11 protein-coding genes are annotated in these 12,789 nt (G+C 69.5%); 2 read left to right on the forward strand and 9 right to left on the reverse strand.

The window, feature by feature from the left end; all coding sequences use genetic code 11:
• Nucleotides 1–75: 75 nt before the first annotated feature.
• The 9 genes from ACPOLB_RS17235 to ACPOLB_RS17275 form a co-directional block, all read right to left on the reverse strand.
• Nucleotides 76–2,121 (reverse strand): TRAP transporter large permease subunit, encoded by a 2,046-nt coding sequence (locus ACPOLB_RS17235; protein WP_425257252.1) that lies wholly within the window; start codon nt 2,119–2,121, stop codon nt 76–78.
• Complete coding sequence (locus ACPOLB_RS17240) at nt 2,118–2,738, reverse strand: TRAP transporter small permease subunit (RefSeq protein WP_425257253.1); 621 nt, start codon at nt 2,736–2,738, stop codon at nt 2,118–2,120. Before ACPOLB_RS17240 ends, ACPOLB_RS17235 begins: the two co-directional genes overlap by 4 nt.
• A 117-nt stretch (nt 2,739–2,855) precedes the next feature.
• Nucleotides 2,856–3,983: a TRAP transporter substrate-binding protein gene (locus ACPOLB_RS17245; RefSeq protein WP_425257254.1), complete on the reverse strand. Its 1,128-nt coding sequence runs from the start codon at nt 3,981–3,983 to the stop codon at nt 2,856–2,858.
• A 141-nt stretch (nt 3,984–4,124) separates the two neighbouring features.
• Nucleotides 4,125–4,712: a YceI family protein gene (locus tag ACPOLB_RS17250; protein ID WP_425257255.1), complete on the reverse strand. Its 588-nt coding sequence runs from the start codon at nt 4,710–4,712 to the stop codon at nt 4,125–4,127.
• Nucleotides 4,712–5,290: a YceI family protein gene (locus ACPOLB_RS17255; RefSeq protein WP_425257256.1), complete on the reverse strand. Its 579-nt coding sequence runs from the start codon at nt 5,288–5,290 to the stop codon at nt 4,712–4,714. The genes ACPOLB_RS17250 and ACPOLB_RS17255 overlap by 1 nt, the downstream gene beginning before the upstream one ends.
• A 35-nt stretch (nt 5,291–5,325) precedes the next feature.
• The gene (locus ACPOLB_RS17260; protein ID WP_425257257.1) at nt 5,326–5,895 is read right to left on the reverse strand and encodes a YceI family protein; all 570 of its coding nucleotides are present in this window, start codon (nt 5,893–5,895) and stop codon (nt 5,326–5,328) included.
• 37 nt (nt 5,896–5,932) lie between these two features.
• Entirely contained in the window at nt 5,933–6,469 is a 537-nt protein-coding gene (locus tag ACPOLB_RS17265; RefSeq protein ID WP_425257258.1) for a cytochrome b, read from the reverse strand.
• 59 nt (nt 6,470–6,528) lie between these two features.
• A complete protein-coding gene (locus tag ACPOLB_RS17270; RefSeq protein ID WP_425257259.1) occupies nt 6,529–7,362 on the reverse strand; it encodes a DUF4743 domain-containing protein in 834 nt (277 codons plus the stop codon).
• A 4-nt stretch (nt 7,363–7,366) separates the two neighbouring features.
• The gene (locus ACPOLB_RS17275) at nt 7,367–10,921 is read right to left on the reverse strand and encodes an indolepyruvate ferredoxin oxidoreductase family protein (RefSeq protein WP_425257260.1); all 3,555 of its coding nucleotides are present in this window, start codon (nt 10,919–10,921) and stop codon (nt 7,367–7,369) included.
• Nucleotides 10,922–11,048: 127 nt separating this feature from the next.
• On the opposite strand from ACPOLB_RS17275, the gene ACPOLB_RS17280 reads away from it, so the two are divergent.
• On the forward strand, nt 11,049–11,597 hold the full coding sequence (locus tag ACPOLB_RS17280; RefSeq protein ID WP_425257261.1) for an Lrp/AsnC family transcriptional regulator: 549 nt from the start codon (nt 11,049–11,051) through the stop codon (nt 11,595–11,597).
• Between the two features lie 82 nt (nt 11,598–11,679).
• Nucleotides 11,680–12,789 (forward strand): GGDEF domain-containing protein, encoded by a 1,110-nt coding sequence (locus ACPOLB_RS17285; RefSeq protein ID WP_425257262.1) that lies wholly within the window; start codon nt 11,680–11,682, stop codon nt 12,787–12,789.

The raw sequence follows: 12,789 nt of genomic DNA on the forward strand, positions 1-12,789 counted from the left end.
CGCCCCGCAGGGCGCCTTGCCGTTGCCGCGTCTTCTGTGCCGGGCGACGCGCTCAGGGCGCCGTGGCGCCTGTCGTCACTTGTACAGCACCTGCGGCAGCCACAGCCCGATGGCCGGGAACTGGTACAGCAGCACGATGGCGACCACCTGGATGCCCATGAAGGGCAGCATGCCGGCGAAGATCTGGTTCAGCGTCACGTGCGGCGGGCTCACGCCCTTCAGGTAGAACGCCGCCATCGCCACCGGCGGGCTCAGGAAGGCCGTCTGCAGATTCAGCGCCACCAGCAGGCCGAAGAACAGCGGATCGACGCCGAAGTTGTCGAGCAGCGGGATGAAGATGGGCATGAAGATCACGATGATCTCGGTCCACTCCAGGGGCCAGCCCAGGATGAAGATGATGACCTGGCTGAGGATCAGGAACTCGGTCTTCGACAGGTTCATCGACAGCACCCAGCGCTCGACCAGTTCCTGACCGCCCAGCAGCGCGAACGCCGCCGAGAAGATGGCCGAGCCGACGAACAGCCAGCAGACCATCGCGCTGGTCTTGGCCGTGAGGTACACCGACTCGCGCAGCATCGTCAGGTTGAACTGCCGGTAGGCCAGCGCCAGGATGAAGCCCCCGAAGGCACCCACCGCGGCGGCCTCGGTCGGCGTGGCCAGGCCCATCACGATGGAGCCCAGCACGGCCAGGATCAGCACCACCAGCGGGAAGAAGCTGCCGAGCAGCATCTTGAAGATCTCCAGGCGCTGGAAGCTGAGCAGCGCGTAGAAGCCCAGCAGCGCCAGCGCACCGACGCCGGTGCCGATCCACCAGCCGCGCGTGGCCGGCGTGCGCTCGGCCGCGGCAGCCGGTGCGGCGGCGGCCCCCGGCGGTTCCTGGATGCCGGCGGATGCGCCGGGCGGCTCCTGCACGCCGGTCGATGCTGCGGGCGGCTCCTGCACGCCGGTGTCGGCAGCCGGAGGTTCCTGCACGCCCTCGTCGCTGGCCGGGGGCTCCTGCAGGCCCGCGGCCGCCGCGGGCGGCTCCTGCACGCCTTCATCGGCCGGCGGCTCGGCCAACCCGCCTTCCGCCGGCGCTTCCTGCACGTCGCCAGGCGCCGCCTGCAGGCCACCGCCGGCTGCGGCCGCCTTGGCCGATGCCGCCGTCTGCGCGCGCGCGGCCAGCGTCTCGGCATCGGGCGGCGCGGTGTTGCTGTTCCAGCTGAGCCCGGCCACCACCAGGAACAGGGCCAGAGGCAGCAGTGCCACGCCCAGCTGCTGCAGGATGTAGCCGGTGGGCACGTCGTGGTTGCGGCTGCCCTTCAGCGCGCGCAGCAGGCCCGGCAGCGCCGTGTTCGAGAACGCCTGGGACACCGTCTGCGTCATCGGCGGCAGCGGCACGAAACGGTCGGCCGCCGACAGCGGTGGCATCAGGTTGGGCTTGATCTTGGCCAGCAGCACGACGTACAGCACGTACAGGCCGGCCAGCATGAGGCCGGGAAAGAACGCGCCGGCGTACAGCTGCACCACCGAGACGCCGGCCGTGGCGCCGTAGACGATGAGCATCACGCTCGGCGGGATCAGGATGCCCAGGCAGCCGCCCGCGGTGATGGAGCCCGCCGAGACGCGCACGTCGTAGCCGCCGCGCAGCATCTGCGGCAGCGCCAGCAGGCCCATCAGCGTGACGACCGCGCCGACGATGCCGGTGGCGGTGGCGAACACCGCGCAGGTGAACAGCGTGGCCACCGCGAGCGAGCCGGGCACGCGCGCCAGCGCCAGGTGCAGGCTCTTGAACAACTTCTCGATCAGGTTCGCGCGTTCGACCAGGTAGCCCATGAACACGAACAGCGGGATCGAGATGAGCACGTCGTTGCCCATCACCTTGAACGCCGACTGCACCATCAGCGTCAGCGTCTTGCCGGTGTCTTCCTCGTAGGCGATCCAGGTGAAGATCATGCCCATGCCCATCAGCGTGAACGCCGTGGGAAAGCCCAGCATGATGGCCACCACCACCAGGCCCAGCATCATCAGTCCCAGGTGGCCGTTGGTGATGGTGTCGGCCGACAGCAGCATCACCGCCGTGCCGGCGATGATCAGCCCCATGATGATGAAGCCGAACCAGAGTTCCTTGCGCACCTTCACTTGGAACCTCCGTGCGGGGCCACGAACTTGTCGAGCGCCTGGATGTCTTCGTCCTTGACGTGCACCATCGCCTTCAGCTTGTCGACGTCGACCTCCTCCACGTCCTGCTCGCGCGAAGGCCAGGCACCCCGCTGGATGCACTGGATGCAGCGCACGATCTCCACGATGCCCTGCAGCAGCAGCATCGCGCCCGCGATCGGGATGACGAACTTGAACGGGTACACCGGCAGCGGCGTCGCCGAGAACGTGCTCTCGCGGATGGCGGCCGATTCATTGGCGAAGATCCAGCCGGCGTAGGTCATCGCGACGACGCCGGGCATGTAGAAGAGGAAGTACAGGATCAGGTCCAGCGTGGCCTGCGTGCGCGGCCGGAAGAAGCCGTAGAGCACGTCGCCGCGCACATGGCCGTTCTTGGCCAGCGTGTAGGCGCCGGCCATCATGAACAGCGTGCCGTAGAGCATGATCTGCACGTCCAGCGCCCAGTCGTGCGGGGCGTTCAGCACGTAGCGGGAGAAGACCTCCCAGGTGATCATCAGCGTGAGCGCGACGATGACCCAGGCGAAGATCTGCCCGAGCCAGGTCGAGACCCGGTCGACCAGCAGCAGCAGGCTTTGCATGGTGGGTGGACTTTCGACAGCAGTGAACGGAGGGCGATGCGCGGCGCAGGCCGACGCAAAAAAGGCCACCGGCGATGGTCGCCAGTGGCCCGATTGGAGCAGACCGACGCGGGGGTGTCAGCCCTTCTTGGCCGGGGCGCGGAAGTAGTGGTTCCAGGCCATCTTGAAGTCGACCATGTAGTCGTTCTGCCAGGCGCCGGCGCGTTGCGCGAACGCCTTCTGCGAGTCGAGGATCTTCTTGAACTGCGGGTTCTCGGCCGCCTTGGCTGCGGTGACCTTGTCCCAGGCGGCGAGCTGCGCGCGCAGGATCGCGTCGGGCGTCTTGTAGAAGTTGACCTTGGCGTTCTTCAGCTCGATGTAGTCCTGGCTGTTGCGCTGGATCGCCTTCCACGACATGTCGGCGCTGGCGGCCTGCACGGCGTAGTCGATGATGGCCTTCAGTTCGGCCGGCAGCGCGTCGTACTTGGCCTTGTTGAACAGGATCTCGAACTGCTCGCCGCTCTGGTGGAAGCTCTGCAGCATGCAGTTCTTGGCCACGTCGGCGAAGCCCAGGACGCGGTCCGAGCTGGCGTTGTTGAATTCGGCCGCGTCGATCAGGCCGCGGTCGAGCGCAGGCACGATCTCGCCGCCAGGCAGCGGGTTCACGGCCGTGCCGAGTTCCTTGAACACGTCGACCGCCAGGCCCACGGTGCGGAACTTCAGGCCCTTCAGGTCGGCGACCTTCGACACCGGCTTCTTGAACCACCCCAGCGGCTGCGTGGGCATGGGGCCGTACAGGAACGAGACGACGTCGATGTTCAGCGACTTGTAGATCTCGTCGAGCATGGCCTTGCCGCCACCGTAGTAGTGCCAGGCCAGCACCATGTTCGGGTCCATGCCGAAGGCCGGGCCCGAACCCCACAGCGCGAGTGCGTTGTTCTTGCCGTAGTGGTACGCGACGACGCCGTGGCCGCCGTCCAGCGTGCCCTTGTTGACGGCGTCCAGCAGCTGGAAGGGCGGCACCACCGCACCGGCGGGCAGCACCTCGATCTTCAGGCGGCCGCCGGCCATGTCGTTCACCTTCTTGGCGAAGTCGGTGGCGTACTCATGGAAGATGTCCTTCGCCGGCCAGGTGCTCTGGAAGCGGAAGCTCACGGTCTGCGCGTTGGCGATCATCGGCGCGGCCATCGCACCGGCACCAGCGGCACCGACGGCGGCGGACTTCAGGAACCGGCGGCGCAAGGCCGGCGTCTTGGATTCGGTCATGGGCTGTCTCCTGCAGGGTGGCATCGCGTCTGAAACGCAAACGGCAGAACTATTCAATCTGCGCGTGCAACCCGCAAGTCGGTGTAACCCCCGGCCCATCGCGGCCCAATCCGACAAGCTGGGCGACAGGGGGCGGCGCCGCTACTGCCGCAGGCCCTCGACCTGCACCACCAGCCGCACGCGGTTGGCCACCAGCGGCAGGCCGAAGGTGATGCCGAACTCGCTGCGCAGCAGTTCGCCCTCGAAGTCGCCGCCGCAGACCTCGCCTTCGGGCGCCGCCCGGCAGCCGAAGCGCAGTGCGCGCAGCGACAGCGGCTGGCTCACGCCGCGCAGCGTGAACTCGCCGCGCACCTCGGCCAGGCGGTCGCCGTCGAAGCGGAAGTTGCGCGCGACGAAGAAGGCTTCGGGGTGTTCCTCGGTGGCCAGCAGGTCGGCCTGGCGGATGCGGCTGTCGAAGATGCGCAGGCCGGTGTCGATGCTGCCGGTGGCCACGCGCAGCGCGGTCTCGCCGCGTCCGGCGGCGCGGTCGAGCACCACCGTGCCGGTGACGGGGCCGAAGCGGCCGCGCGAGGTGGAGGTGCCGAAGTGCAGCACCTCGAAGTGCACGAAGCTGTGCGTGGGGTCGAGCACGTAGGTCACGGGCTCGGCCCCGGCGGGCACGGCGGCGAGCGCCGCGATGCCCAGCGCCGACGCTGCGACAAGCCTGCCGAAGCGTCCGCGCGCGGCCATCACTGCTTGACGGCTTCCACCTGCACCAGCAGGCGCACGGCGTCGGGCATGCCGAAGTTCAGGCCCCAGCCCATGCCCCACTGGCTGCGCTGGATCGTGGTCTCGAAATCGCCGCCGCAGACTTCGCGCTTGAGCATCGGGTTGATGTAGCAGTTGAAGTTGGTCGCCTTCAGCACAACCGGCAGGACCTTGCCCAGCAGCGTCAGCGTGCCGCCGACTTCGCTGACCTTGTCGCCATTGAACACGAACTTGTCGCTGACGAACTTGGCGGTGGGGAATGCTGCCACGTTGAAGAAGTCGGCGCTCTGCAGGTGCTTGTTGAAGGCCTCGGTGCCGGTGTTGATCGACGCGGTGTCGATCGTGATCTCGACCTTGCCGGTCTTGCCGGCGCGGTCGAACTGCACCGAGCCGTCCTTCTTGTCGAAGCGGCCGCGGTTGGTGGAGGTGCCGAAGTGGCTGACCTCGAAGGTGACGAAGGTGTGCGTCGGGTCGACGGCGTAGCTGGCGCTCTGCGCCTGGACGTTGCCGAAGGCGATGAAGGCGAAGCCGGCGACGGCGGCGAGCAGGGTCTTTTTCATGGTGTGCGTGGAGCGAGGGTTGGAAAGGGGGAGGTTCACAGCGGCGCGATGCCGGTGAGCGCGAGCTTGAAGCGCACGGTGACGTCGTTGGCGAGCATCGAGGTGTCGGCCCATTCGCCTTCGCCGACCTTGAAGTCCAGGCGCTTGATGACGAAGGAACCGGTGGCGGTGCTGCTGGCGCCCGACTGCGCCAGCGCGACCGGCACGACGATGTCGCGCACCTGGCCCTTGATGCTGAGCTTGCCGGCCACCTCGAAGCGACCGGCGCCCGCCGCCTTGATCGTGCTGGACTGGAAGCTGGCCTGCGGGAACTTCAGCGCCGACAGCCAGGTGGGCTTGGGCACCTCGGCGTCGAGCTCGGGGCTGCCGAAGCGGGCGCTGCCGGTGTCGATGGTGAAGGCGACGCTGCCGGTCTCGGGCTTCTTCGGGTCCAGCGTGATCTGGGCCGCGAACTTGCCGAACTGGCCGTCCACCGGCACGCCCATCTGCCGGGTGGTGAAGCCGATCTCGCTGGCGGCTGCGTTCAGTTGCGCCGGTTTGGGCTGGGCGGCAGCGGCGCCGGCGGCCAGCAGGGCGGCAGCGAACAGGACGGAACGGAAGGACATGCGGATCTCCAGGAAGGCAACGAGGACGGAGGTGGCATCAGCGGCGCGCTGGCAGCATGCGCAGCAGCAGCCCGTCGCGGTCGACGAACTGGTGCTTCAGCGCGCCGGCCACGTGCAGCACGACCACGCCGGCCAGGCCGTAGGCCAGCCACTTGTGCAGGCCCTTGAGCGTTTCGGCCAGTGCGCGGTCGGGCGCCACGAAGTCGGGCAGCGGCAGCACGCCGAACAGCACGACGGGGAAGCCCGCGGCCGAGCTGTAGGCCCAGCCGGCCAGCGGCACGGCGAAGAACAGCAGGTACAGCGCGCCGTGCGCGGCATGGGCCGCGCGCCGCTGCCACGCGGGCATCGGCGCATCGGCCGGCGGGCGGTGCGTCAGGCGCCACAGCAGCCGCGCGGCCGACAGCAGCAGGATGCACACGCCGGCCCACTTGTGCCAGTTGTAGAGCTTCAGCCGCGTCGGCGAGAACGGCAGGCTGGTCATGGTCAGGCCGACAGCGAGCGCACCCAGGATCATCAGGGCCAGCAGCCAGTGCAGCGCGATGGCGGTGGGCGTGTAGCGGGTGGCGTTCGACATGGCCACGCAGTATCCCGGCCGCCCTGCCGCCCGCAGTTCAAGGCTTTTGACTGCGGCCGTCAGGCCGGACGAACGACGCGCAGGTGGCGGATGCGTTCTTCGACCGCTGCATCGTGCAGCAGCCCGTGGCGCAGCGCGAAGTCCAGCGTCACCAGCGCCGCGTCCACCGTCATCCGCGTGCCGGCGGCCAGGGCCAGTGCTTCGGCCACCGGCATCAGCGTGAAGGCGGCGACCTCGCCGTCCTGGTTGTGCGGTCGCAGGCCGGCGCGCATCGGCAGGTCGTAGCTGTGCAGCCACTCGTGCTGCAGGCCTTCGGGCACGTCGCGGTGCAGCCGCAGCACGCTGCCCGGCTGCACGCCGCCCAGTTGCGCGGGCAGCAGGCCGGCTTCCTCGAAGGCCTCGCGCACCAGCGCTTCCTCCGGGCTCTGGCCCCAGGGCACGCCGCCGCCGACCAGGTTGTCGTGCAGGCCGGGGTCGGTGGCCTTGGTGAAGCTGCGCTGCGCGATCCACAGCAGCTCGGGCCGCCCGTCCGGCCCGACGACATAACCCGTGGCGTGGGCGCCGAAGGTCAGCGTGCCCCAGAAGCGCGCCGCGGCGCGTTCGATGCGCGCCAGCACACGCAGGCTGTGCGGGTCGACGATGGCGAAGGGCTCGTCGCGCCAGGCGCGGACGAGGCCGGCGGCGCGCAGCCGGCGGTGCAGGCTGTCGAAGGCGCCGTCGCTGTCGCCGCCGCGGCCGCGCCAGACGACGCGCGCGGGCTGCACGTCGAGCAGCGCGGTCTCGGCCGCCAGCGCCGGCAGGTGCGCCACGGCCACCGAGCCGACCTCGAGGCCGTCCAGCACGAACGGCACCCGCGCTGTCGGGCACGCCGTGGCGGCCGCCAGCGCGTGCATGGCCTCAGCCCGCCGCGGCAGCGCCGCTGCGCCAGCGCTGCATCAGCGCGTCCCACTTGGTGCGCGCGGCCTGCAGGTGCCTCAGCTTCACGTGGCCGTAGCCGCGGATGTCTTCGGGGATGCGCGCGACCTCCAGCGCCAGCGGCAGCCGCGCGGCGTCCAGCGTGCGCAGCAGCTCCTCGATGCTCGCGCGGTACTCGGCGATCAGCGCGCGTTCGGTCCTGCGTTCCTCGCTGCGGCCGAACGGGTCGAGCGCCGTGCCGCGCAGGCCCTTCAGCCTGGCCAGCACGCCGAAGGCGCTGCGCATCCAGGGGCCGTAGGCCTGCTTCTGCAGCTCGCCCTTGTCGTTGGTCTTGGCCAGCAGCGGCGGCGCCAGGTGGTGCACCAGCTTGTAGTCGCCTTCGAACATGGCGCCCACCTTGGCCGTGAAGGACGGGTCGGTGTGCAGCCGCGCCACCTCGTACTCGTCCTTGTAGGCCATCAGCTTGAAGAGGTAGCGCGCCACGGCTTCGGCCAGCCGGGTGCTGCCCAGCGGCTGCTCGGCGGTGCGCACGCGCTCGACGAAGGCGCTGTACTGCGCGGCATAGGCGGCGTCCTGGTACTGCGTGAGGAACTCGACGCGCGTCTTCAGCAGCTCGTCCAGGCCCGGCTTCTTGACGATGCTGATGACCTGCTGCGCCGCGAACAGCGCCTGCACCGCCGCCAGGTCGTGCGCGCAGCGCCGGCCCCATTCGAAGGCGGCCTTGTTGTTGTCGACCTGCACGCCGTTCAGTTCGATGGCGCGCATCAGCGAGGCATGGTTCAGCGGGATGCGGCCCTGCTGCCACGCGTAGCCCAGCATCAGCGGGTTGGTGTAGATGCTGTCGCCGATCAGCTGCTCGGCCACGCGCTCGGCATCGAAGGCGCCCACCAGGTCGGCACCGACGCTGCCGCGCAGCGCCGTCTCGCAGTTGCTGCCCGGAGCCTGCCAGTCGGGGTTCCTCACGAAGGCCGCGGTGGGCGTGCCGTGCGTGTTCAGCGCGATGAAGGTGCGGCCCGGCTGCATCACCGTCATCGTGTACTTCGAGGCGCCGACGATGCTGTCGCAGGCGATCACGAGGTCGGCCTTGGCGGTGTCGACCTTGGTGGTGTGGATGGCGTCGGGGCGGTTGGCGATCTGGATGTGGCTCCAGGTCGCGCCGCCCTTCTGCGCCAGGCCGCCGGCGTCCTGCGTGACGACACCCTTGCCTTCCATGTGCGCGGCCATGCCCAGCAGCTGCCCGATGGTGATGACGCCGGTGCCCCCGACGCCGGCCACCACGATGCCCCAGGCGCTTTCCGCCAGCGGCAGCGCGGGTTCGGGGATCGGTGCCAGCCCGTCGAGCGCGCCCTTCTTCTCCTTCCTGGGCTTCTTCAGCGTGCCGCCCTCGACGGTGACGAAGCTGGGGCAGAAGCCCTTGGTGCAGCTGTAGTCGAGGTTGCAGCTGTTCTGGTTGATGCGGCGCTTGCGGCCGAACTCGGTCTCGACGGGCTCGACGCTCAGGCAGTTGCTCTGCACGCTGCAGTCGCCGCAGCCTTCGCACACCAGCTCGTTGATGACGACACGCTTGTCGGGCGTGGCGAGCTTGCCGCGCTTGCGGCGGCGGCGCTTCTCGGTGGCGCAGGTCTGGTCGTAGATGATGGCCGTGCAGCCGGGGATCTCGCGGAACTGGCGCTGGATGCGGTCGAGCTCGTCGCGGTGGTGCACGGTGACGCCGGGCTCCAGCGCCACGCCCTGGTACTTCTCGGGCTGGTCGGTGACGATCACCAGCTTCTTCACGCCCTCGGACAGCAGGCTCTTGTGGATCTGCAGCACCGAGTGGCCTTCGGGCCGCTCGCCGACCTGCTGGCCGCCGGTCATGGCCACGGCGTCGTTGTAGAGCACCTTGTAGGTGATGTTGACGCCGGCGGCGATGCTCTGCCGGATGGCGAGCAGGCCGCTGTGGAAGTAGGTGCCGTCGCCGAGGTTGGCGAACACGTGGCTGTCGGTCGTGAACGGCGCCTGGCCGACCCAGGCCACGCCTTCGCCGCCCATCTGGCTGAAGGTGCTGGTGCTGCGGTCCATCCACACCGCCATGTAGTGGCAGCCGATGCCGGCCAGCGCGCGGCTGCCCTCGGGCACGCGCGTGCTGGTGTTGTGCGGGCAGCCGCTGCAGAACCAGGGCGCGCGGTCGCCGGTGTCGACCTTCAGTGCCGTGAGCTGGCGCTCGCGGTCGGCCACGATGGCCAGGCGCTGGTCCATGCGCGCGGCGATGTCGGCGCTGACGCCGAGCTTCTTCAGCCGCTTCGCGATGGCCTTGGCGATGATGGCCGGCGTGAGGTCGGCCTTGGCGCGCAGCAGCCAGTTGTCGCTGGGGTTGGGCATGCTCCATTCGCCGCCCGTGGCATCGCCTTCGGGCTCGTCGAACTTGCCCAGCACGTGCGGGCGCACGTCGCTGCGCCAGTTGTAGAGCTCTTCCTTGACCTGGTACTCGATGACCTGGCGCTTTTCCTCGACGACCAGGATCTCCTGCAGCCCTTGCGCGAAGGCGCGCGTGATGGTGGCTTCCAGCGGCCACACCACGTTGACCTTGTGCAGGCGCACGCCGATTGAGCGGCAGGTGTCGTCGTCCAGCCCCAGGTCGGCCAGCGCCTGGCGCGTGTCGTTGAAGGCCTTGCCGCTGGCGATGATGCCGAAGCGGTCGTTCGGGCCTTCGATGACGTTGTGGTTGAGCTTGTTGGCACGCACGTAGGCCAGCGCCGCGTACCACTTGTAGTCCATCAGCCGCGCTTCCTGTTCCAGCGGCGCGTCGGGCCAGCGGATGTGCAGGCCGCCTGGCGGCATCAGGAAGTCCTCGGGCAGGACGATCTGCACGCGGTCGGGGTCGACGCTGACCGACGCCGAGCTCTCCACGACCTCCTGGATCGTCTTCATGCCGCTCCACACGCCCGAGAAGCGGCTCATCGCGAAGGCGTGCAGGCCCATGTCGAGGATGTCCTGCACGTTGCTCGGGAAGAACACCGGCAGGCCGCAGGCCTTGAAGATGTGGTCGCTCTGGTGCGCGGCCGTGCTGCTCTTGCTGACGTGGTCGTCGCCGGCGATCGCGATGACGCCGCCGTGCCGGGCGGTGCCGGCCATGTTGGCGTGCTTGAAGACGTCGGAGCACCGGTCCACGCCCGGGCCCTTGCCGTACCAGATGCCGAACACGCCGTCGTACTTCTTGCTCTGCGGGTACAGGTCGAGTTGCTGCGTGCCCCACACCGCGGTGGCACCGAGCTCCTCGTTCACGCCCGGCTGGAACACGATGTGCTGCGCCTGCAGGTGCTTCTTCGCGGCCCACAGCGCCTGGTCGTAGCCGCCCAGCGGGCTGCCCCGGTAGCCGCTGATGAAGCCGCCGGTGTTCAGGCCGGCGCGCGCGTCGCGCTGGCGCTGCAGCATCGGCAGCCGCACCAGCGCCTGCACGCCGCTCATGAAGGCACGGCCGGACTCCAGCGCGTACTTGTCGTCGAGGCTGACGGTTTCCAAGGCCTTGCGGACGGCGTCCGGCAGCGGTGCGTTCATGCGGTGTTCACTCCTGGCGACAAGCGGGGCAGTGTAGGGTGAAGGCCCGGGTATGTCTTTTCTTTTGATGCCCGCTCAGGCATGCTCTGCGCAACAAACCTGCATAGTAGAGAGCGGTGAAGAAAGAATGACGCCAAGAAAGCAGGAATCAGGGAAAACCACCAACGGCACCGACGCGGCCGCCGAAACCCACGGCGCGGCGCTGGACCGCTACGACATCGCGATCCTCGGCGCGCTGCAACAGGACGCGCGCCTGTCCAACACCGAACTGGCCGCGCGCATCGGGCTGTCGGCCGCGCCCACGTGGCGGCGCGTGAAGTGGCTGGAGCAGCAGGGCTACATCACCGGGTACAGGGCGGAAATCGACCGCCGCAAGATCGGCCTGGGCGTGCTGGCCTTCGTGCGCGTGGATGCCGAGCGCAACAACGCCGACGCCACGCAGGCGCTGGAGGCCGCCATCCGCGCGCTGCCCGAGGTGGTGGCCTGCCACTACATCAGCGGCGCCGGCACCTTCGAGCTGCAGGTGCTGGCCACCGACCTCGACGCCTTCTCGCGCTGGAGCATGCAGACGCTGTTCAAGCTGCCCAACGTGAAGGACCTGCACACCAGCTTCTCGCTCGGCGAGGTCAAGGCCGGTGCGGCGCTGCCGCTGTCGCACCTGGAGCCGGGCCGCTGAGCGGCGCCGCCGCGGGCTTCGGGACGCCGCCTGCGCGGCATGCGCTACGCTCGCGCTCTCACCGCTGGCAACAACGAGGCCGATGCACGCCCTGCTCGACGCCCTGCTGACCCGAGACCCGCTGCAGCGCGCACGCCTGTCGCAGGCGCTCTGGGCGATGCTGTTGATGTCGGCCGGCATCGTGGCGATGCACTACTTCGTGTGGATCGGCGCCGCCCCGGCGCGGGGCGTGGCGGCATGGACGCTGCTGGCCGTGGGTGGCATGGCCGGGGCCTACGCCCTGATCCGCAGCGGCTGGTCGCGCCGGCTCGCCGACCCCTCGATGACGGTGCTGCAGATGGGCTACGCCGTCACCTGCGGCGCCTGGGCCTACGCGCTGGTGGGCGCCGGCCGTGGCGGTGTCTTCCCCGTGGTGATGGTGATCCTGATGTTCGGCATGTTCATCGCGACGCCGCGCCAGATGGTCGGCGTGAGCCTCTACGCGGTGTCGGTGTTCGGCGCCACGATGGCGCTGATGGCCTGGTTGCAGCCGCAGGTCTACGCCCCCGCCATCGAGCTCGGCCACTTCCTGATGGTGGCCACGATGATGCCGGCCGTCAGCATCCTGGCGGCTCGGCTGGCGCGCATGCGCCAGCGCGCCCGCACGCAGCGTGCCGAGCTGACCGCGGCGCTGGCGCGCATCCGCGAGCTGGCCACGCGCGACGAGCTCACCGGCCTCATCAACCGCCGCCACCTGCAGGAACTGATGGAGCAGGAGCACCAGCGCTGCATCCGGTCGGGCCACACCTTCTGCATCGCGGTGCTGGAGATCGACGACTTCGACCGGCAGGCGGCCGGGCTGGGTGACCACGGCCGCGACGAGCTGCTGCACGGCGTGGCGGTGGAAGGTCAGCGCTACGTGCGCGTGGCCGACGTGCTGGCCTACTGGGGCGGCCAGCGCATGGTGCTGCTGATGTCCGACACGCGTGCACCGCTGGCGCGCGCCGGGCTCGACCGCCTGCGCGAGCGCGTCGCCGCGTCGCGCGTGGTGCCGCGCGCCGAGGGGCTGCGCGTCACGCTGTCGGCGGGGCTGGCCGAGCACCACGCCGGCGAGACCGTGGTGCAGACGCTGGCCCGCGCCGAAGCCTGCCTCGCCGAAGGCGCGGTCGAGCGTGGCGCCGGAGCGTCGTCAGCGCCGGCGGTCGCGGCTTGA

Origin of the sequence: Rubrivivax soli, assembly GCF_049810355.1 — a bacterium.
Taxonomy (GTDB): domain Bacteria; phylum Pseudomonadota; class Gammaproteobacteria; order Burkholderiales; family Burkholderiaceae_C; genus Rubrivivax.